The 19,765-nt window shown below is 60.2% G+C and carries 19 protein-coding genes; 8 read left to right on the top strand and 11 right to left on the bottom strand.

The features are described from left to right. The first annotated feature begins 150 nt into the window (after positions 1-150). Complete coding sequence (locus tag VNZ65_RS03965) at positions 151-666, top strand: hypothetical protein (protein WP_325666294.1); 516 nt, start codon at positions 151-153, stop codon at positions 664-666. Between the two features lie 5 nt (positions 667-671). On the opposite strand, the gene VNZ65_RS03960 is transcribed toward VNZ65_RS03965, so the two are convergent. The 3 genes from VNZ65_RS03960 to VNZ65_RS03950 all read right to left on the bottom strand — a co-directional run bounded on the left by VNZ65_RS03960 (position 672) and on the right by VNZ65_RS03950 (position 4,780). After that, positions 672-1,160: a GNAT family N-acetyltransferase gene (locus VNZ65_RS03960; RefSeq protein WP_325666292.1), complete on the bottom strand. Its 489-nt coding sequence runs from the start codon at positions 1,158-1,160 to the stop codon at positions 672-674. A 112-nt stretch (positions 1,161-1,272) separates the two neighbouring features. Then, positions 1,273-2,319, bottom strand: a complete 1,047-nt coding sequence (locus tag VNZ65_RS03955; protein WP_325666290.1) for a YcaO-like family protein — start codon at positions 2,317-2,319, stop codon at positions 1,273-1,275. A gap of 265 nt (positions 2,320-2,584) precedes the next feature. After that, positions 2,585-4,780, bottom strand: a complete 2,196-nt coding sequence (locus VNZ65_RS03950; protein WP_325666288.1) for a phosphocholine-specific phospholipase C — start codon at positions 4,778-4,780, stop codon at positions 2,585-2,587. Between the two features lie 563 nt (positions 4,781-5,343). Here VNZ65_RS03950 and VNZ65_RS03945 point away from each other — a divergent pair. Further along, positions 5,344-6,582: an ammonium transporter gene (locus VNZ65_RS03945; protein ID WP_205905208.1), complete on the top strand. Its 1,239-nt coding sequence runs from the start codon at positions 5,344-5,346 to the stop codon at positions 6,580-6,582. 95 nt (positions 6,583-6,677) lie between these two features. On the opposite strand, the gene lysA is transcribed toward VNZ65_RS03945, so the two are convergent. Then, on the bottom strand, positions 6,678-7,916 hold the full coding sequence (gene lysA, locus VNZ65_RS03940; protein WP_325666283.1) for a diaminopimelate decarboxylase: 1,239 nt from the start codon (positions 7,914-7,916) through the stop codon (positions 6,678-6,680). Positions 7,917-8,044: 128 nt separating this feature from the next. Between lysA and VNZ65_RS03935 the strand changes: the two genes are divergently transcribed. Together VNZ65_RS03935 and VNZ65_RS03930 are read left to right on the top strand one after the other, a co-directional pair. Further along, entirely contained in the window at positions 8,045-8,965 is a 921-nt protein-coding gene (locus VNZ65_RS03935) for a LysR family transcriptional regulator (protein ID WP_325666281.1), read from the top strand. A gap of 83 nt (positions 8,966-9,048) precedes the next feature. Next, positions 9,049-9,810 (top strand): metallophosphoesterase, encoded by a 762-nt coding sequence (locus tag VNZ65_RS03930; RefSeq protein WP_325666279.1) that lies wholly within the window; start codon positions 9,049-9,051, stop codon positions 9,808-9,810. Positions 9,811-9,870: 60 nt separating this feature from the next. Here VNZ65_RS03930 and VNZ65_RS03925 read toward each other — a convergent pair whose 3' ends face one another. Further along, a complete protein-coding gene (locus tag VNZ65_RS03925; RefSeq protein WP_325666277.1) occupies positions 9,871-10,887 on the bottom strand; it encodes an NAD(P)-dependent alcohol dehydrogenase in 1,017 nt (338 codons plus the stop codon). A gap of 148 nt (positions 10,888-11,035) precedes the next feature. On the opposite strand from VNZ65_RS03925, the gene VNZ65_RS03920 reads away from it, so the two are divergent. Further along, a complete protein-coding gene (locus VNZ65_RS03920) occupies positions 11,036-11,974 on the top strand; it encodes a LysR family transcriptional regulator (RefSeq protein WP_325666275.1) in 939 nt (312 codons plus the stop codon). A gap of 6 nt (positions 11,975-11,980) precedes the next feature. Here the strand turns inward: VNZ65_RS03920 and VNZ65_RS03915 are convergent, their stop codons facing one another. The 3 genes from VNZ65_RS03915 to VNZ65_RS03905 all read right to left on the bottom strand — a co-directional run bounded on the left by VNZ65_RS03915 (position 11,981) and on the right by VNZ65_RS03905 (position 13,504). Continuing rightward, positions 11,981-12,307: an AzlD domain-containing protein gene (locus tag VNZ65_RS03915; RefSeq protein ID WP_325666273.1), complete on the bottom strand. Its 327-nt coding sequence runs from the start codon at positions 12,305-12,307 to the stop codon at positions 11,981-11,983. Beyond that, the gene (locus tag VNZ65_RS03910; RefSeq protein ID WP_325666271.1) at positions 12,304-13,029 is read right to left on the bottom strand and encodes an AzlC family ABC transporter permease; all 726 of its coding nucleotides are present in this window, start codon (positions 13,027-13,029) and stop codon (positions 12,304-12,306) included. Before VNZ65_RS03910 ends, VNZ65_RS03915 begins: the two co-directional genes overlap by 4 nt. 136 nt (positions 13,030-13,165) lie before the next feature. Further along, on the bottom strand, positions 13,166-13,504 hold the full coding sequence (locus VNZ65_RS03905; protein ID WP_325666270.1) for a hypothetical protein: 339 nt from the start codon (positions 13,502-13,504) through the stop codon (positions 13,166-13,168). 386 nt (positions 13,505-13,890) lie between these two features. Here VNZ65_RS03905 and VNZ65_RS03900 point away from each other — a divergent pair, with 386 nt between their 5' ends. Both VNZ65_RS03900 and VNZ65_RS03895 read left to right on the top strand, forming a co-directional pair. After that, on the top strand, positions 13,891-14,100 hold the full coding sequence (locus VNZ65_RS03900; RefSeq protein WP_325666268.1) for a hypothetical protein: 210 nt from the start codon (positions 13,891-13,893) through the stop codon (positions 14,098-14,100). A 359-nt stretch (positions 14,101-14,459) separates the two neighbouring features. Then, positions 14,460-15,200 carry a Crp/Fnr family transcriptional regulator gene (locus tag VNZ65_RS03895; protein ID WP_325666340.1) on the top strand — a complete coding sequence of 247 codons (741 nt, stop codon included), beginning with the start codon at positions 14,460-14,462 and terminating at the stop codon, positions 15,198-15,200. A 107-nt stretch (positions 15,201-15,307) separates the two neighbouring features. Here the strand turns inward: VNZ65_RS03895 and VNZ65_RS03890 are convergent, their stop codons facing one another. Then, entirely contained in the window at positions 15,308-17,494 is a 2,187-nt protein-coding gene (locus tag VNZ65_RS03890) for a prolyl oligopeptidase family serine peptidase (protein ID WP_325666266.1), read from the bottom strand. A 275-nt stretch (positions 17,495-17,769) separates the two neighbouring features. Between VNZ65_RS03890 and VNZ65_RS03885 the strand changes: the two genes are divergently transcribed. Beyond that, on the top strand, positions 17,770-17,943 hold the full coding sequence (locus VNZ65_RS03885) for a hypothetical protein (RefSeq protein ID WP_325666264.1): 174 nt from the start codon (positions 17,770-17,772) through the stop codon (positions 17,941-17,943). 111 nt (positions 17,944-18,054) lie between these two features. Here the strand turns inward: VNZ65_RS03885 and VNZ65_RS03880 are convergent, their stop codons facing one another. Together VNZ65_RS03880 and VNZ65_RS03875 are read right to left on the bottom strand one after the other, a co-directional pair. Next, the gene (locus VNZ65_RS03880) at positions 18,055-19,329 is read right to left on the bottom strand and encodes a tetratricopeptide repeat protein (protein ID WP_325666262.1); all 1,275 of its coding nucleotides are present in this window, start codon (positions 19,327-19,329) and stop codon (positions 18,055-18,057) included. A gap of 92 nt (positions 19,330-19,421) precedes the next feature. After that, positions 19,422-19,765 (bottom strand): biopolymer transporter ExbD (locus VNZ65_RS03875; protein WP_325666260.1); only part of this gene is annotated, 344 nt, incomplete at its 5' end.

Here is a 19,765-nt window from a genome sequence, read left to right as displayed (position 1 = left end):
CCTCCCTCCCGCCTTCCCCTTTGCCGCAACCGCGGCTTGCAATTTACCGCGCCAGTCAACCTTTTCCCGCAGTTCGACGTTTATTGTAATTGCAGCCAGGAAATTATCCCCGGCGAAGTCGAATTTTAAAAACAGCGGAAAACACATTCTATGGATCTTCAGAAAGCACGCGACTGGACCGACTTTCTCCTCAAATCCGTCACGATCGTCGCCATTGCCGCCGGCGGCCTGTGGGCCGCTTTCCAGTTTTCGGCCACTGGCAGCTCGGACACCAATATCCAGGTGCTGGTATCGGCCGAGAGCAGGGCTTATAGCGACACACAAAGCCTGCTGATCATCCATGTCAAACCGAAGAACATCGGCAAGGTAGTGGTGAAGCCCGGCGAGGATGGCTTGCTGGTCACGGTCCGCAAAATCCCCGGCGACGCCAAGGACGGCATCATGCGGCTGGACGCGTTGCCGCTGCTGTACAGCACCGACCTGCTGAAGCGCTACCTGGACGGCTATGAAATCGAGCCGGGCGCCGAATACGATGAAATCCTGACGATCGTGGTGCCCAAGGGTTCCCTGTACGCCGTCAGGGCCGAGCTGGATATCGGCAATGAAGATGAAGTCGACCACACCACCATCGTGCGTGCCGAGGCGACCGACAGCCCTGCCAAATAAGGGCGTCAGTTGAAGTCGATGCGGTAGAAATCCAGCATGGCGTGCCTGGGATTCGGTCCCAGCCAGTACCAGCCGTGGCGCTCATAGACCTTGAGCGCCGCCAGGTTGGTTTTGCTGGCGCTCAGCACGGCGCCGCTGCAGCCGGCCATGATCAGCCGGTCCTCGACAAAGCGGTGCAGCTGGTCGAAAACGCCGATGCCGCGGTATTCCGGGATCAGGTAGAACAGGTGTACATAACCCAGCTTGTCCCAGTCGGAGAAGCTGCGGAATTCCAGCTGGCCGATGATGCGGCCGGCGTGCCAGACGTGGTAGTAGCACCATGCCTCTTCGTCCTTGCGCTGCTCCATCTTGTCGCGGTAGGTGCACCCTTCCGCGCCGACCTCCTTCCAGAATTCCTCGTCCGAACCGAAACTGCAGACAAAGGAATCCCGCCTGAACGCCAGCGCCCGGCTGAAATTGCTGTTCGGGTCGATCTTCTTGTACTGGATATCCACGGCTCCCCCCTTTCTTTGCGCGCCCTTGCCGGCGCTAGCCGGTACCGGTCTTGCATGTGGGCCATGGCGACACATTAACCCTGGCCGCGCGATTGGTAAAGAGCTGCAGCGCTTAGAAGAACGGATCGGGAAGATGGCCGGTGGCGCGGTAGGCATGGCGCATCTGGCTGGGCGTCAGCGCTTCATCGATCAGCACCCTGACCAGCACGAAATCCTGCCATCGCCCCAGCGCGACATAATGGATATCGTCCAGCCGCCGGAACGCCAGGCTCAGGATATCCTTGAAGTCGTCAGTCTTGCGGATTTTCCCGGATGCCGGCGCCAGGCGCGACGCCAGGTGCGCATGCATGGCGGCGGCGCTGGCGCCGCGCAGATAAGCTACCCTGGCCATGGTTTGCGCTACCTTGCCATGGAAAGCCAGGTTGCCCTGCGCCGGCGAGAACAAGCCTTTGACAAAAAATTTGGCCGACAGCTGCAAGGCTTCGCTGCGGGCTTGCTCGAAGGCTTCGGAAAACTTGCACTTGAGCGCAGAGCCGCAGAAAAAAACATCCTGCTGCGCCGAACTGAGCACCGCCAGCACAAAGGGGATGGGATCGTCCGTGGTGTAGTAGGCGATCCGGTAGCCGTTCGGCAGATGCTCGGTCGCATCCAGCAGCGCCAGCTGCCGGCCGGAATACCACATCGACAGCAAGATATGCTGCTCCAGCAGTTCCAGGCTGGCCTGCTCGATAGCTGCACCGATATGCCGTTGCAGTCCGAGGCCGTTGCTGCTGGCGACGGCAGGCGCGCCAGCCTCCTTTTCCCGCAGCAGCAACTGATGCGCGAAGTAAGGACCAGCCTGGCCGGCGCGGAACAGATAGCGGCCCGGCAAGCCGCCGGCAAATTGCTTGTGGCTGAACAGCGCAAGCGAGGCCAGCATTTTCTGCAGGATCTCGCTGCACGAGGCAAATATGGCGGCATCCGGATCCTGGCGCGCAGCATGTCCGAAATACGCATGTTCATCGCAGCCGCCGCTGGTAAACCTGACGGTGCTCTCGACGCAGTGCAGGCGGGCGTCGAGTGGATGGGGGAAGCAAGTGCTATGCACCGGTACGCCGAAGAACTCATGCTGCTGCACTTCGAGGCGGGATTCAATCAACTCAGGCAAGGTACTATTCATGGCTCACGAACCGTTCTGCAATTTCCGACAACCCGCGCTGGATGGATGCAAGTTGTCTTTCCAACCATTTTGTGTGGGACGGCCCCAGAGTAGCAGTCACACTTTGATACAACAACTGGCAAAATTGATAGTTGCGCATGACAGCGGGCACAAGAAACGATATCAAAAAAATATTATTTTGACCGCAAAAAAGCCCGCTCTGCGCAGGCTTTTTTGTTCAAGCTGCGGCGCCCATCGCTCCGGACGCCGCCATTGCATCCCTTGCTTAACTGGTCAAAGCCATCGCCGGGTCGCTGACGCCGTGGGCGCCGGTTTCCATGCGGCCGGCAAAGCGCCGGCTGAAGCCGCCCACCGGCGCGGTCGCGGTGAAGTCATACCAGTTGCCCTGGCTGCCGACCGGCCAGTGCTGGTCCAGCTGCATGCCTGCCGGCACGTGGAAGGTCCACGGACCAGCCTTGCGATAAGCGTTGAGCTTGACTGTGAGCACGCAAGATTTCTCGCCGCGGTTCATCATCGTCAGACAGATGCGTTTGCCGAAAACGTCGTAGCTGAGCTTGACTTCCGGCAGCGCGCTGTCGTCCGCATCCAGCGTCGACAGATTGCCCTGGAAGGCGCGGTGGAAACCGTTCGGGCCCAGCACCCACAAATCGTAGGCGCCGCGATCCGCGCCCAGGTCCCAGCTGTCTTGCCATTCCTTGCCGGCTTCCAGCGCATAACGGCGTGGCACCCGGTCCAGATGCAGGCGGTCGTAGACGTGGAACACGGCGGCAGCGCGGCCGGTATTGCGGAAGCTCAGGACGATATCGTTGCGCCGCACGTGGGTGCGGGCAGTGACATGCAATTCATAAGGCAAGGCGCGCGACGGCCGGATGCCGGCAGTCTGCATCGGGAACACCTGGGTGCCTTCGGACGGCAGCGCAACCTGCTGCAGCTTCTCCTGCTGTGCGCGCACGGCATCAGCTTCGGCGCGGCTGCGCTTCGGCAGCGTCGGCAGTACTTCATCGTTCGGATGGGCGAAGTTGAAGGCCGACAGCAGATCGCCGCAGACCGCCTTGCGGTAAGGACTGATGTTTTCTTCCTTGACGTGGAAGCGGGCTTCGAGGAAACGCAGCACCGAGGTGTGGTCGAAGACTTGCGAGTTGACCCAGCCGCCGCGGCTCCATGGCGACACCACGTACATCGGCACCCGCGGGCCAGGACCATAAGGACGCTTTTCGTAAGTGACGGAGGCCTTGCTGGAAAAATACTCGCCGTCGGTCGGGATGCTGGAATAGCCAGCCAGCTCGCCATCCTGGAAGCCTGGCGCGCAAGGCGGCGGCACGTGGTCGAAGAAGCCGTCGTTTTCGTCGAAATTGATCAGCAATACGGTCTTGCTCCACACCGCCGGATTGGCGGTCAGCGCGTTCAGCACTTCCTGCACGTACCAGGCGCCCTGCACCGGGCTGGATGGGCCGGGGTGTTCGCTGTAGGTGGCAGGCGCGACGATCCAGGAAACCTGCGGCAAGGTGCCGGCGCCGATGTCTTCCTTCAGCGCCGCGAGGAAGCCGCCGTCCGGCATGGTGTTGCCGACACCTTTGAACAACGGATTGCTGGCATCGTCGCTGGCCTGCCAGGCTGGAAAAGGCGAACCGGCATTATCGCCGCCGGCGACGTTGCCGCGCAGCTCATTAGACTGGCGATAGGCGACGAAACCGGCCAGTGGATTGTCGGTGAAATTGTCAGGCATGTTCTGGTAGACCTTCCACGACACGCCCTGTTTTTGCAGGCGCTCTGGATAGGTCTTCCAGCTGTAGCTGGTTGGCGAGGTGGAGACTTCCAGATGGTCTTGCGAATTGTCGATGGCCGGGCCGCCCTTGTCGCCGGCTGGATTGTTGGTGCCGGACCAGTGGAACAGGCGATTGGTATTGGTGCCGCCATGGAAGGAGCAGTGATAGGCGTCGCAGACCGTGAAAGCATTGGCCAGCGCAAACTGGAAATCCAGCTCGGCCGACGTGTAGTAACCCATCGACTGGGTCTGCTTGTAGGTCGGCCAGCTGTTCATGCGGCCCAGGTCCCAGGCTTCCTGCGCATTGTCATAAGTATGCGGCGTGCCGTTGACGCGCTGGGCGTTGCCGATCTTGCTGTCCAGGTGGTAAGGCAGGATCACGCGCGACTGCTTGCTGTTGTTGGTGTAAGTCTGCTGCATGACGTTGCGGTTGCCGGCCAGCGGGATCGGAAAACGGTCGGCGAAGCCGCGCACGCCGTGCAGGGTGCCGAAGTAATGGTCGAAGGAACGGTTTTCCTGCATCAGGATAACCACATGCTCGACATCGCGGATGGTGCCGGTCTTGTTGTTGGCGGGGATCGCCAGCGCCCGGCGGATGGCTTCCGGGAAGGCCGCATTGGCGCTCATGGAATAGGCGGTGGCGGCAACGGTGGCGCCGGCGGTGCGCAAGAAATGGCGGCGGTTCTTTGTGGTCATGGTCCTGTTCTTTCCTGGAATGGGTAACGCTGGGAAGGGAATTTACTGTGGCTGCGGCATGCGCATGAACGGCTATGTATCGTCGGCAGGTGGGTGATTTCAGCCATGCTTTTCCGTCAGGGCAATTTTTGATGCACGCAGTATCAAGCGCAAATATTTCAGGCGTATGAAGGCTGTGTGACCGTTTTGTCACGATGATCGCGCGCAACGGCGGCGAAGCAGCCGTTGCGCCGATGAGACAAGCGGGCCGGCTGGTATCGCTACCGTCGGACGGCACTGCCGGAAAGCGCCGGATAGCAATCCGACAATTCCATGGAAAGCCAATAAACACGGGGCTTTGCGCCGGAGTGGCGAACGTAAAGAAGGGATAAGGGATTCAATACCTGAGATACCGGATCAGAGGATTTTTTGTCGTCTTATATAAGCAGCTGCTTATGTATAGGATTCACTCTCCAGGTTTGGCGGCCGCATGCCGGCCGGGACGCGGAGTGCTCCAGGCGACGCTCGGAGGCTTCTCCTTCCTGCTCAGTTAATTCACTTAAAACAATTAAAAGAAGTTATCCATGACACCTTCAATCATGCCGATCAATATCGGCAATACGGCTTTCATGCTGCTCTGCTCCAGCCTGGTGATGCTGATGACGCCAGGCCTGGCTTTCTTCTACGGCGGCCTGGTCGGACGCAAGAACGTGCTGGCGATCATGATGCAAAGCTTCATCTCGCTCGGCTGGACCACCGTGCTGTGGTTCGCCTTCGGCTATTCGATGTGCTTCGGTCCTTCCTGGCACGGCATCGTCGGCGACCCCACCTACTACGCCTTCCTGCATGGCATCACGCTGTCCAGCATGTACACCGGCAACGATGCCGGCATACCGCTGATCGTCCACGTCGCCTACCAGATGATGTTTGCGATCATCACGCCGGCGCTGATCACCGGCGCCTTCGCCAACCGCGTGACCTTCAAGGCGTATTTCCTGTTCCTGACCGGCTGGCTGGTCTTCGTCTACTTCCCGTTCGTGCACATGGTATGGAGTCCTGACGGCCTGTTTGCGAAATGGGGTGTGCTCGATTATGCTGGCGGCATCGTGGTGCACAACACGGCCGGTTTCGCCGCCCTGGCTTCGGTGCTGTATGTCGGCCGCCGCCAAAAGGTCGAGCTGAAGCCGCACAATGTGCCGCTGATTGCGCTCGGTTCCGGCCTGCTGTGGTTTGGCTGGTACGGCTTCAATGCCGGCTCGGAATTCCGCGTCGATGCGGTCACCGCTTCGGCTTTCCTGAATACCGACGTCGCTGCCTCGTTCGGCGCCATCACCTGGCTGTTCATCGAATGGTTCTATCACAAGAAGCCGAAATTCATCGGCCTGCTGACCGGCGGTGTCGCCGGCCTAGCGACCATCACGCCAGCCGCCGGTTATGTCTCGCTCGGCACCGCCGCCATCATCGGCATCTGCGCCGGCCTGATCTGCTTCTATGCAGTGGCGCTGAAGAACCGGCTGGGCTGGGACGATGCGCTTGACGTCTGGGGCGTACACGGCGTCGGCGGCATGGCCGGCACCATCCTGCTTGGGGTGTTTGCTTCCAAGGCGTGGAACGCCAACGGCGCCGACGGCCTGCTGCTGGGGAATACATCGTTCTTCTTCGCCCAGTGCGGCGCCGTGATCATCTCCGGCATCTGGGCCTTTGCCTTTACCTACGGCATGCTGTGGCTGATCAATCTGTTCACGCCGGTCAAGGTCGGCGCTGCAACGCAGGACCGCATGGATGAAGACTTGCACGGCGAGGACGCCTACCTGCACGCCTGATTTTCATCGGCGCTGACGCAAAAACGGCATCCGGGATTTTCCTGGATGCCGTTTTTTTTATGGAACGATGCTTGCCGATATTTTCCCGAGCGCTGTTATACCTCGGTTTCCAGCGCGATCAGTTCGGCCACGGTCTGACGGCGCCGGATCAGCCGGTGCACGCCCTGCTCAAGCATGACTTCCGCCAGCAGCGGCCGGCTATTGTAGTTGGACGACATGGAAGCGCCGTAAGCGCCAGTGTCATGGAATACCAGGTAGTCACCCACCTGCGCTTGCGGCAGCAGGCGCGGCGCCACCACGCCGCCGTCGTGCTGGGTGAAGACATCGCCGGATTCGCACAGCGGGCCGGCAATCACCGTCGGCCGCGCTTCCGCCGCATCTGCCGCGGTCGTCCGATGCAGCACCGAGATGGCGTGGTAGCTGCCGTACATGGCAGGCCGCATCAAGTCGTTGAAGCCGGCGTCGGCCAGGACGAAATGGTTGTTGCCGCTATCCTTGACCGCCCGCACTTCCGACAGCAGCGCACCGGCTTCCGCCACCAGGAAACGGCCCGGCTCGATTTCCAGCCGGACTGCATGTCCCAGATGCGCTTCGATTTCCTTGCGTGCGGCATCCCATATCGAAAAGTAGTGGGCGCCGTCGATAGGCTGTTCGCCCTCCTTGTAAGGGATAGACAGGCCGCCGCCGGCGGAGATTGCTTCCAGCTCGCAGCCGAGCCGCTTGACCGTGTCGACCATGGCGCCGCAGACGCGCTTCAGGTGGCCGTAATCGACGCCGGAGCCGATGTGCATATGCAGCCCGACCAGTTGCAGCCCGTATTGCTGGATCACTTGCAAGGCGCGCTCCAGGTCGGTGTGCCAGATGCCGTGCTTGCTGTTCTCGCCGCCGGTGTTGGTCTTGGCGCTGTGGCCATGGCCGAAACCCGGATTAATGCGCAGCCAGACACGATGGCCAGGCTTGACCTTGCCGATCTGTTCCAGCATGTCGATCGAACCGGCATTGACTTCGATATCGGCCTGTGTGACCCGCGCCAGGGTAGCCGGATCCAGCAGGTCGGCGGTGAACACCAGTCCGGCCGGCGATCCCTGCGGGCTATAGCCGGCCAGCAAGGCGCGCTCGATCTCTCCCAGCGACACCGCATCGACCATCACGCCATGTTCCCGCATCAGTTTCAGGATGTGGATATTCGAACAAGCTTTCTGCGCGAAGCGGATGACGTCGAAGGCCTTGAGCTGGCCTATCCGCTCGACGATGGTAGCGGCGTCGTAGATCCAGAGCGGCGTGCCGTACTGGCGGGCGAGTTCAGGAAAGGTATCAAGCAGGGCCGTATTCATGCAAATTCTCCAGGACAATTGTCGATATGGACCATATCATCCCTCAAATATCCCATTCAATAAAATATCAGTTATTCTCATCTCTATTCATATACGATATAGGTCAGGCAACCCCAGGCAGGTAAAAAATGTCCATCACACTCAGGCACATCGAAGTATTCCGGGCAGTCATGACGGCCGGCAGCGTGACCGGCGCCGCCGCCTTGCTGCGCACTTCGCAGCCGACCGTGAGCCGCGAGCTGGCGCGCTTCGAATCGCTGGTGCGGATGGCGCTGTTCGAGCGCGTGCGCGGCCGCCTGCAAGCCACCACCCAGGCCTTGGCGCTGTATGAAGAAGTGCGGCGTTCTTATGTGGGCCTGGAACGCATCGTCAGCATGGCCGGCTCGATACGGCAGTTCGAGCACGGCCAGCTTTCCGTGATCTGCCTGCCGACCTTTGCCCAGACCCTGCTGCCGGCCGCATGCCGCCGTTTTCTCGACGACTACCCGACCGTCGGCCTGAGCATCACGCCGCAGGAATCGCCTTTGCTGGAAGAATGGCTGAGCTCCCAGCGTCACGACATCGGCATCACCGAGACGCTTGCCGTGCCGGCAGCCACCACGCAATCGCTTCTGTTTTCAGGAGACATGGTGTGCGTGCTGCCGGACGGCCATCCATTGCTGGCCAAACAGAAACTGACGCCTGGTGACTTTGCGGGAGAGCGCTTCATCAACCTGTCGGTGTTTGACAGCTACCGGCAGCAGCTGGATGAAATTTTCGAACGGCATGCGACAGAACGCCTGATGGCGATCGAAACCGCCAGCGCGGCATCGGTCTGCGCCATGGTGCGGCAAGGCCTCGGGGTCGCCATCGTCAATCCCCTGACCGCCATGGATGAAGCCGGCAAGGGCCTGCATCTGCGCCGCTTCTCGTTATCGGTGCCGTTCCATGTCAGCCTGGTGCGGCCGCAGCATCGGCCGGCCTCGATGCTGGCCGATGCTTTTGCCGGCGCCTTGCATAAGCACTGCCTGCTGCTGGCCGCAACACTCAAGACGGTGCTGCGAAAGTAAAGCATGCCGGATTTCAGCGGCCCGCGGCTTCCTGCAGAACCGGATAAAATCGATGCACCCTCCTTCCCCCTGTCGCTCCTGCCATGAAAATTTCATTGCTGTCAGATCTGCACCTGTCGGTCCACCCCATGACGCCACCGCAAACCGGCGCCGACGTGGTAGTGCTGGCCGGCGATATCTGGCGGCCGGCAGAGGCCATCGAATGGGCCAGGCAATTCACCGTGCCCACGCTTTTTGTAGCCGGCAACCATGAATTCTACGGACGCGACCTGGACGGCGCCGTCGCTGAACTGCAGCTTGCGGCTGCAGGCAGCAATGTGCATGTGCTGCACAAACAGAGCATCACGCTGGATGGCGTACGCTTCCTCGGCTGTACGTTATGGACCGATTTCAGATTTTTCAGCGATGCAGAACAACGTCAGCTTGGCCTGCAGCAGGCAGTGGAACTGGTCAGGGATTTTTCGCGGATACGCGTGGCGCCAGATTCCCCTGAACTGTTCACGCCGGCACACTCGCAACGGCTGTTCGACGACAGCGTAGCCTGGCTGGAACAGCAATTTGCGCAGCCGCACGACGGCCCCACAGTCGTGATCAGCCATCATGCGCCCAGTCCGCGCAGCGTGCATCCGCGCTTTGCCGGTTCGGCGCTGAACGCCTGCTTCGTCTCGGACCTGGAGCAACGCATCCTGCAATGGCAGCCTGCCCTCTGGCTACACGGCCATCTGCATGACAGCTTCGGCTATCGCATCGGCGCCACGCGCGTGGCCTGCAATCCGCGCGGCTATGCACGGGACGGCAAACAGGAAAACCAGCTGTTCGATCCCGATCTGCTGATCACGATCTAAGCAGCAGCCCGCAGGGCGATACGATCGCCCTGCGGGTGCTTGATAAAACGCCCGGCCCGCTTACCTGGCGACTTCAATCACCACCTTGCCAAAGTGCCCCGCCCGTTCCAGGTGCGCATACGCTTCGCCCGCCTGCGCGAATGGAAATACGCGATCCACCACGGGGCGCAGCGCCGTCAGCTCGGTGAACCGGCTCAGCTCCTCCAGCATGCTGCGGCTTCCCACAAATATGCCAGACAGGCGCTTGGCGCCGCCGATCAGCGCAAAGGGATCGAGCTCGCCGCCGAACCCGCTGACGCCACCGATGATGGCGATCGTGCCGCCCATCCTGGCGCTGCGGATGGAGCGCGACAGCGTTCCTTGGCCGCCGACCTCCAGCACCAGATCGACGCCGCGGCCAGCCGTCAGGCGCAGGACCTCGTCCTGCCACTCAGGCGTGCTGTTGTAGTTGATGGTGGCGCTGGCGCCCAGCGCCCGCGCGCGCTCCAGTTTTTCGTCGCTGGAAGAAGTAATGATGGCGCGCAGGCCGGCGGCTTTGGCGATCTGCAGGGCCCAGACCGACACACCGCCGGTGCCCAGCAGCAGCACGCTGTCGCCGGCACGCAAGCCGCCTTCGACAAACAAGCTGTTCCATGCTGTCACGCCGGCGCATGGCAGCGTGGAAGCTTCCACATAATCCATATGCGCCGGAATCGTCACCCAAGCCTGCTCGTGCAGCACCACTTCTTCGGCCAGCATGCCGTTGGTGACAGCGCCCAGCGCCCGGCTGGTGACCTGCGGCGTCGGCGCGTCACTGATCCAGTCCGGGAAAAACGAGGCGGCGACACGATCGCCGACGCGCAGGCGGGTAACGCCGGCGCCCACCTCGATCACTTCGCCGGCGCCGTCGGAAGCCGGAATGACCGGACCGTCGCCGCTACTCAGGTAACTGCCATCGGCAATCATCAGATCGCGGTAGTTGAGCGACACCGCATGCACCCGCACCCTCACCTCATGCGCGGCAAGCGGCGTACTCTGGCGCTGGACCCGTTCCAGTCCTGCGATCTTTTGTCCTGATTGAATTTGATAAGCTTGCACGAAATTCTCCTGTTGGGTTCACACGGTCCGGGACCTGGCAGTTGCTGCGGCAGCACTTGCTCAGGGATTGCCTGTTATCATATAGAAGCTATTTATTCTCCAGTGATGTCATTTTTTACTATGTATGTAGCGTATATGGATACAATCAATGAGTGATCGCCTGCATGGCATCAGCGCCTTCGTGGAAGCAGTCGAAGCCGGCAGTTTTGCGGTGGCAGCGCAGCGCATGCGGCTGACCCGTTCGGCGGTGGGGAAAAGCATCGCCCGGCTGGAGCAGCGTCTGGGCGTGCGCCTGTTCCAACGCACCACACGCAGCCAGAGCCTGACCGAAGACGGCCAGGCTTACTACGAGCGCTGCGTGCGCGCGCTGGCCGAACTGGATGCCGGCGTCTCGGCGCTCGACAGCGGCAAGAGCGAAGCTATCGGCCGCCTGCGCGTCAGCGTGCCGGTGCTGTTTGGCCGCCATTGCGTGGCGCCGGTATTGCTGGCGCTGGCGCGCCGGCACCCGCGCATGACGATTGAAATGTCCTTCAGCGATCAGGTGGTGGATCTGGTGGAAGAAAAATTCGACCTGGCGATCCGCAGCGGCAGCCTGCCCGACAGCACAACCCTGGTGGCGCGGCGCCTGGCCACGCAGGACATGGCCATCTGCGCGGCGCCATCTTACCTGGCGGAGTACGGCACCCCGGCCGACATTGCGGCGATGAGCGCACATGTCGGCATCGCCTATGGCCGCGCAGGCCGGCTGGAACCCTGGCGCGTGCGCGACAGCAGTGGCGAGGTGCACAAGCCGCAGGTGGATATCCGTCTGGTGTTCGACGATTTGCAGGCCATCGCCGACGCTGCCGTGGCGGGCGCCGGCCTGGCCTGGCTGCCGTGCTGGCTGATGTCCAAGCATTCGCGCGCCGGCGAACTGGCCCTGGTGATGGACAGCGAGAGCGTGCTGCCTACCGAAATTTACCTGGTGTGGCCGCAGTCACGCTATCTGCCGACGAAAACCAGGGTTGCCATCGATGCGCTGGTGGCCGAAATTCCTGGCATGGTGGGAAAAATGCAGAAGCCGCCGGTGAAACCGGCCGCAGCCTGAAAAATCTTACTGTCCCAGCACGCCAAACTGCCAGGCAAAGAAGACTGCCAGCCCGACCATGATAGTCAGCAGCTGGCGGCGCGTCGCGGCACACACCAGCACTGCCGCGCAGGCTGCAATCAGCTGCGGATTGCGCCAGCTGAGTTCGATGCGTTGGCCATGCGGCGCCAGCACCATCGGCACGATGATCGCCGTCAGCACGGTGACCGGGACAAAGGCCAGCGCCTCTTTCAGCCAGACTGGAAAGGCAGCGCGCTCGCCAAGCATGAAAATCGCCGCTTTGATAAAGACCGTGATCAGCGCCATGCCGACGATCATCAATGTGTACGTCATGCTTTACCCCTTGCTGCACGGCTGCGCGCTTGCCAGTGCGAGATCCCCAGGCCGACGCCGACGCCGGCCAGGATCGCCGCCAGCAAACCAAGCTTGTACGGCAGGCCGCGCAGGAACCAGGCGAAGGCGCCGGCAGCGATCGCCGCCGCCAGCTGCGGAAAGCGGAACAGTTGCGGCACCACGATCGCGATGAAGGTCGCCACCATGGCGAAATCCAGGCCCAGGGTCTGCAATTGCGGGAAGGCTTCGCCGAACAATAATCCGATCAATGTCCACAGCTGCCAGTTGCCGTACATGGCCACGCCCGAACCGAGAAAATACCAGTGCCCCAGCGGCGTCTGTCCGTGCTTGTGATAGTAGGCGTTGGCGACGGCGAAGGTCTCGTCGGTCAGCAGGAAGCCAAGCAGGCCGCGCCAGCGCGCCGGCAGATGGCTGACGTAGGGCAGCAAGGTCGCCGCGTACAGCATGTGGCGCAGGTTGACGATGAAGGTCGCCATCCAGATCACCAGGATCCCGGTCTGCGCTGCCGCCAGGCCCACCGCAATGAACTGGCTGGAGCCGGCAAACACGCTCAGCGACATGAACTGGCCCTGCCATGCCACCAGCGGACCGGCAGCGATCAGGGCGCCGAAGATCACGCCGAACGGCGCCGCGCCCACCAGCATGGGCAGGCTGTCGCGGGCGCCGGCGGCAAAACTTGAGGAAGGAGTGGGATGCGGCATGGACGATTCCTTTGAGATGTCCGCATCTTAATGTCATGCGCTGCTTTGCGCTAGTATGTTATTGCTACGTGTTGGCTGCCAACACCAGTGCCGGAGCGCCTTCCCGGCTCAGGACCGGGCAGACGGCGACACCGGTTTACTGCGATGCGGCATCGTTGGACATCGCCTTGTCGCGGTTAGCTTTTGCATCGACCTTCTGTTGTTTCATATCGGCTTTGGCTTCCGCTTTTTCCACTTTCATTTCCGTGTTCGCCGCTTTCGTGCGCGCCTTGTATTCGGCCTTGGCGTCGCTGTCCGCCTGACGCTTCTGCACCAGCGGATCAGCCTGCGCTGCGGGATTGGTGCCGGGGACAGGCACCATCATCACTTGGCCGCCGTTGGCATCGCCATCGGCGGCTGCCGCTGTCTGGGCCTGGGCGGCGCCGGCAGCAGCCAACGCCGCAGCGGCGAAAATAAGTGTGTAGATAGGTTTCATGATAGATCCTTTCAAGTTGGAATGGCCCAGCTGGAATGATCCCGAGCCTGCATGAAACGGCTGGATCTGTACATCGCAGCTGGGTCCGGCTTTGAATAAATACGGGATCACCCGACAGGGTTTCCGCATCAACACGACTCAAGGTTAACGGCAAACGGAGATCGCTTTTGTGCGCTACGCCACTTAAAGGCGGCTTCTCGAAAAACGCGCTATCACCGCACTGCATAAGGGTTTGCGGGCTGGTGTTGAAATTTCGGCAGCAGCGGATTGCCGATTACAACTTTACATTCTGGTTTTTTTGAACAAAAATAAAACCGTCAGTAATTCTTTTTTTATTTTTTTGACAGCTGCGGTTTTGACATGCCTCGTTGTCTCATGGAGAAAACATGCAACTCAAACATACCCTGATGGTTACAGCATTTGCAATGATCGCGGTCGCCGGATGTAAAAAAGCCGATGACGCGAACGCACCTGCCGCGCAGCAAGCAGCACCTCCTGCCATGGCGCCCGCGCCTACTCCGGCGCCGGCTCCTGCACCGTCCACGCCAGATGCCGCCGCGCCTGCCGCAAGCGGCGCCGGCAGTTCCGGCAGCTAGACATCCGCCATGATGGCCACCTTCCTGGTGGCCATCGTCTCTCCGGGCCTCCGCGCAAGGTGCTGGCCGACAATTATTATTCTCATAACATGACGCGACCGCCGGCTCGATCAGGAAGTCAATGATCGTGTCAGTGAAGTCCTACAACAGAAGAGGTAATCCGCCGATTCCTCAATCCGCCTGCAACTGCGACTATCAATGCACAGAACTACCACCCCTCGAAGGAGACGGCGATGGCTTACGTATTGAATGGTTGTAGCAACAGCAGTGCAAAAAACGCGGCGAACAAGAAGGCAGTCGTACTGGCCGCCGTGCCTGGCGCAAGCAAAGGTGATTTCATCCAGCTCGGCGCGCAAAACATGAGCTCGCTTCGCATTGCTGGCCTGTATGGGCACAACCCGCTGCAGAACCACATCCTTGCATCCCTGCCTGGCGACGACTTCAAACGCCTGCAGCCACATCTCGAATTTGTCGCCATGCCGTTCGGCATGACCGTCTGCGAAGCAGACAGCCCGATCCGGCACATCTATTTCGTCACCAGCAGCATCGTCTCTCTGCTGCATGACATGAAGGACGGCAGCTCCGCGGAAACAGCGGTCATTGGCAACGAAGGCGTACTCGGCATCACCTTGATCATGGGCGGCGGCAAGAGCCTGAACCGGGCCACGGTCAAGAGCGCCGGCTACGGCTTCCGCCTCAAGGCCAGTATCCTGCTGGAAGAATTTGCGCGCGGCGGCGCTTTGCAGCAACTATTGCTGCGCTACACGCAGGAATTGATCACGCAGATGTCGCAAACCGCCGTCTGCAACCGTCACCACAGCGTGCCGCAGCAACTGTGCCGCAGCCTGCTGCTGACGCTGGATCGCCTGCCGGACAATGAAATCAGCGTTACCCAAAGTGCGATCGCTGCCATGCTTGGGGTGCGCCGCGAATCGGTGGCGGAAGCGGCCGGCAAGCTACAGGAAGAAGGATTGATCCAGTATGCGCGCGGACACCTGACGGTGCTCGACCGCGACGGCCTGGAAGCCAGGGCCTGCGAGTGCTATCACGACCTGAAGCATGAGTGCCATGCCATGCCGGCAGAGAAAAAAGCATCATGACAAGCAAGCGCATAAGAAAAAAATCTGCGCTTGAAAAAAGCAAGATAATAAAAATCCAGCGGTCGTGAAGACCCGCTGGATTTTTTTTGAACTACTAAAGCCAGGGGTTAATTTGCGACTGGCTTTGCCACGTCACCGGCAACTGCTGCGCCATCCGGCGCCACCTGCATGCCCAGCACCTTGGTCAGGAATCCCCAGCGGTCAGCCACTTCTTCGATCTGCTTCGAGGTCGGCTTGCCGGCGCCATGCCCTGCCTTGGTATCGATGCGTATCAGCACCGGCGCCGCGCCGGCCTGGTCGGCCTGTTCCGTTGCCACAAACTTGAAGCTGTGCGCCGGCACCACGCGATCGTCGTGATCGGCGGTGGTCACCAGCGTGGCCGGATAGCAGGTGCCAGGCTTCAGGTTATGTAAAGGCGAATAAGCGTACAGCGCCTTGAATTCATCGGCATTGTCGGAAGAGCCGTAATCGGAAGTCCAGCCCCAGCCGATAGTGAATTTATGGAAGCGCAGCATGTCCATCACGCCGACTTGCGGAATCGCCGCCGCAAACAGATCCGGCCGCTGCACCATGGTAGCGCCGACCAGCAGGCCGCCATTGCTGCCGCCGCCGATCGCCAGCTTTTGCGGCGAGGTGTACTTGTTGGCGATCAGCCATTGCGCCGCGCCGATGAAGTCATCGAACACATTCTGCTTGTGCAGCTTGGTGCCCGCTTCATGCCAGGCTTTGCCGTATTCGCCGCCGCCGCGCAGGTTCGGCAAGGCGTAGACGCCGCCCATTTCCATCCAGGCCAGGTTGGCGACCGAGAATGTCGGCGTCAGCGAAATATTGAAGCCGCCATAACCGTACAGATAGGTCGGATTGCTGCCATCGAGCTTGATGCCTTTTTTCGAGACGATGAACATCGGCACCTTGGTGCCATCCTTGCTGCTGTAGAACACCTGGCGGGTTTCAAAAGCACTCGGATCGAAATCGACTTTCGGTTGCCGGTACAGGCTGCTCTTGCCGCTTGCCAGGTCGTAGCGATAGATCGCGGCCGGCGTGGTAAAGCCGGTAAACGAATAGAAGGTTTCCTTGTCGCTGCGCTTGCCGCCGAAACCGCTGGCGGAACCGATGCCGGGCAAGGCCACCTCGCGCACCAGCTTGCCGTTCAGCGTATAAACCTTGACCTGGCTGCGCGCGTCTTTCAGATAATCAAGCACCAGGCGCTGGTCGACCACATTCGCGCCCTGCAAGGTCTCCTCCGCTTCCGGCACGATCATTTTCCACTTCGCGGCCTGCGGCTGGCGCGTGTCTATCGCGATGATGCTGCCCTTCGGCGCATCCTTGTTCGAGTTGAAGTAGAACACCGGGCCATCGTTGTCGATGAAATCGTAGGAAGCGTCGAAATCGTCGAGCAACGGCTGCATGGCGGCGTCCTTCTTGCCCAGGTCCTTGTAGTAGACGCGGTTCTTTTGTTCAGTGCCTTGCGAAATGCTGACGATCAGGTATTTGCCATCGTCGGTGACATGGCCGGCAAAGCCCCATTCTTTCTGGTCCGGGCGGTCGTAGACCAGGACGTCGTCCGACTGCGGCGTGCCCATTTTATGGAAATACAGTTTCTGGAAATAATTGACGTCGGCCAGCTTGGTCGCCTCTTTCGGCGCGTCGTAGCGGCTGTAGAAAAATCCTGAACTGTCGTGAGCCCAGGAGGCGCCGGAAAATTTCACCCATTGCAGATGGTCGGCAGTGTCCTTGCCGCTCTCGATGTCGCGCACTTTCCATTCGTTCCAGTCAGAGCCGGAAGCCGCGGTGCCGTAGGCCAGATACTTGCCGTCCGGGCTGACGGCTATGCCCGCCAGCGCCACCGTGCCGTCTGCCGCCAGCGTGTTGGGATCCAGCAGCAGGCGCGGCTCATCGTTGATGTGCTTGACCGTATACAGCACAGCCTGGTTTTGCAGGCCATCGTTACGGCTGTAGAAGTAGCGGCCGCCCTCTTTGAACGGCACGCTGAAACGCTCATAGTTCCACAGCTTGGTGAGCCTGTCGCGGATCGCCGCACGTGCCGGGATCGTCTCCAGGTAGCCTTGCGTCAGCTTGTTCTGCGCCTCGATCCAGGCCTTGGTGTCGTCGCCGTTGGCGTTTTCCAGCCAGCGGTAGGGATCGGCCACCTTGACGCCGTGATAATCGTCGGTCTGGTCGACTTTCTTGCTTGTGGGGTAGTTGAGGGTCTGGCCGGCGGCCGGGCATTGCTGGGCGATGCCGGCGCCGCTGCTGAGGATTGCGGATAAAGCAAGTGCGTGTTTGAGATACATGTTTTGTCCGTTGTGATTTGGGGTGAAATCAGGTCAGCAAAGAGTCATGCTGTCATCAGACGCTCGCGGATAAGCGGGCGGTGATTTTTTTTACATTGCTTTAACTTTTCTAAAAGCAACTATGTTATCTTGCAGTTCTAGTATGTAACATACTGTAGTACATGTCGATCTGTATTCAGCAGACATTCATACCTAACCTTTTGAGACAAACCAAGCCCGCCATGAAAACTTTATTGATCAGCGCTCTAATCCTGCCGCTCGTATCCGCATGTGCAATGACTTCGACCGAGACCAACCAAGACAGCGCATCGGCCAACCAGGAAAACGTCTACACCACCGGCAGCAACCTGCCATCCAAGCAGAACAAGAAATCGAATATGCAGACGCTCTCGCCTGAGCAGGCTGCCGACATGATTCCACCTGTCGCACCTAGAGGTCCTAAGGGTTAAACGGTTCGGGAGCAGGCCCGCAGCGGCCCTGCTCCCTCCCAATAAAAAACAGAGTCGCCGCAGATCGCTGCGGACAACTCTGTCTCTGGTTTTAGCAACTGCCCGGGGCCATCAATTCACCGGATGGTTCACCTGCATCACCCACAGACGCGCCAGATCGGCAACGCCGTCCGTTCCCTGCACCGACTTGAAGGCCTGGATCGCCTTGTCTTTCTGGCCGGCCATCTGGTATGCGATACCCAGATGTAATTTAGCGTCTTCGCTACGCTTGACGCCGCTCTTCTTCAAGCCGTCTTCCATCAGCGCCAGGCCCTTGTCAAACTGCCCAGCCGTTACCAGCGCGTAGCCGAGATTGATCTGCCCGGTGCCTTCCTTGGAACTGGCGACCGAAGCTTCGCTTTGCGCCATGGTTTTGAGGTCGTCGGCCGCGGCCTTGGTCGCCTGGTCGCGCAAACGCTTTTGCTTGGCAGCATCCGGACCGCTTCCCAGCAAACCGGCCTGATAACCCTGCTCCAGGGTCTTCTTGGCTTCGGCCGGGAAACCCGCCAACAAGGCCAGCTGCGCCATGTCGGTGAATTCCGTGCTGGTCTGCAGTTGTACGGTAGCGGCTTTCAAGCGATAGACGTCGAGTATCAGACGGTCGGAAAAGCCAGGTTTTGACTGCACCTTGTTGATCAGATCGGCCCAGTATTCTTTCTTCGGATAGTAGGTGTTCAGTTTTTCCAGCGCGGCCAGGTAAGCGGCCTTGTCATTGCTCTTCAGCGCGCAACTGATCAACAGCTTCAGGTTGATCTCGGTCGGCGCCCGGCCGGCAGCTTCATCCGCTGCGATGTCTGCCTGCAGTTCGGTGGTGGCGCGCGGAATGTCATTGCTCAGATAATAGGACTGGACCAGCAGCGTGCGGGTTTCCGGATCGCTGCCGCTTTCCTTGACGGAGCGCGACAGCCATTCGATCGCCTTTGGATAATTCTGCGCTTCGTAATACAAGTTGCCGAGGGCCTTCACGATCTTGGCCTGATCGGCAGGGGCCAGGCGTCCGGAAGCAATCACGGCCTGGAATGACTTGGCGGCCAGATCGGCATCGCCCGCGCTTGCCGCGGCGGCGCCGCGCATGCGGTCGATGGTATAGGTTTCATAGGCAGTCTTGTCGCCGACAGCGTCTGTTTCCGCGATTTTCGCCAACGCCTCCTTGTACTTCTGTTCTTTCATCAAAGCCTGTGCTGCCTGCAGCGGCGTGCCGATTTCCGGGCGCACGGTTTCGACTTTCGCCTTGTCTGCATCATCGGCAGCGTAAGCGCTTTGGGTGAGACCCAGGACAGGAAGCGTCGCATTGAAACCGACTGCAGCCAACAACACAAACATGGGAGCGAAGCGTAATTTTGACATGGCATTCTTTCAATCGAAAACGAAAATAGGCAGGTTCCAGGGCGCGCCCTAAACCTGCCTATTATATGGTGCAAAAAAACAAAACCTAATTGTTACTCCATGAACTGCTCATTGCCGACGATACCGATCTTGGTGACGCCCAGACGCTGCGCCGACGCCATCACGGCCGCGACCGACTTATACTCCACCGCCTTGTTCGGACGCAGATGTACTTCATCGATGTTGCCGCCGGCGACCACCGTCTTCAGGCGATCTTCCAGTTCTGCGCGGTTCGCCATCGGCGTCCCGTTCCACATCACCGTGCCGCTCGGATCGATATCCACCGTGTCGACCACTGGCAGAGCCAGCGGCGGCGGCGGATTACCGGTCGGCATGTTCAGCTTGATCGCATGATTCTGGATCGGAATCGTGATGATCAGCATGATGATCAGCACCA

Origin of the sequence: Collimonas sp., assembly GCF_035566555.1 — a bacterium.
GTDB lineage: Bacteria > Pseudomonadota > Gammaproteobacteria > Burkholderiales > Burkholderiaceae_D > Collimonas.
The sequence above is the reverse complement of the archived record's forward strand: the minus strand, read 5'-3'. Positions and strand labels throughout refer to the sequence as shown.

Coding starts and splice junctions, on each gene's coding strand:
- VNZ65_RS03935 (WP_325666281.1), top strand. CDS start 8,045: ATGTCCATCACACTCAGGCACATCGAAGTATTCCGGGCAGTCATGACG.
- lysA (WP_325666283.1), bottom strand. CDS start 7,916: ATGAATACGGCCCTGCTTGATACCTTTCCTGAACTCGCCCGCCAGTAC.
- VNZ65_RS03945 (WP_205905208.1), top strand. CDS start 5,344: ATGACACCTTCAATCATGCCGATCAATATCGGCAATACGGCTTTCATG.
- VNZ65_RS03910 (WP_325666271.1), bottom strand. CDS start 13,029: ATGCCGCATCCCACTCCTTCCTCAAGTTTTGCCGCCGGCGCCCGCGAC.
- VNZ65_RS03955 (WP_325666290.1), bottom strand. CDS start 2,319: ATGAATAGTACCTTGCCTGAGTTGATTGAATCCCGCCTCGAAGTGCAG.
- VNZ65_RS03930 (WP_325666279.1), top strand. CDS start 9,049: ATGAAAATTTCATTGCTGTCAGATCTGCACCTGTCGGTCCACCCCATG.
- VNZ65_RS03890 (WP_325666266.1), bottom strand. CDS start 17,494: ATGTATCTCAAACACGCACTTGCTTTATCCGCAATCCTCAGCAGCGGC.
- VNZ65_RS03880 (WP_325666262.1), bottom strand. CDS start 19,329: ATGTCAAAATTACGCTTCGCTCCCATGTTTGTGTTGTTGGCTGCAGTC.
- VNZ65_RS03915 (WP_325666273.1), bottom strand. CDS start 12,307: ATGACGTACACATTGATGATCGTCGGCATGGCGCTGATCACGGTCTTT.
- VNZ65_RS03885 (WP_325666264.1), top strand. CDS start 17,770: ATGACTTCGACCGAGACCAACCAAGACAGCGCATCGGCCAACCAGGAA.
- VNZ65_RS03895 (WP_325666340.1), top strand. CDS start 14,460: ATGAGCTCGCTTCGCATTGCTGGCCTGTATGGGCACAACCCGCTGCAG.
- VNZ65_RS03950 (WP_325666288.1), bottom strand. CDS start 4,780: ATGACCACAAAGAACCGCCGCCATTTCTTGCGCACCGCCGGCGCCACC.
- VNZ65_RS03965 (WP_325666294.1), top strand. CDS start 151: ATGGATCTTCAGAAAGCACGCGACTGGACCGACTTTCTCCTCAAATCC.
- VNZ65_RS03900 (WP_325666268.1), top strand. CDS start 13,891: ATGCAACTCAAACATACCCTGATGGTTACAGCATTTGCAATGATCGCG.
- VNZ65_RS03905 (WP_325666270.1), bottom strand. CDS start 13,504: ATGAAACCTATCTACACACTTATTTTCGCCGCTGCGGCGTTGGCTGCT.
- VNZ65_RS03920 (WP_325666275.1), top strand. CDS start 11,036: ATGAGTGATCGCCTGCATGGCATCAGCGCCTTCGTGGAAGCAGTCGAA.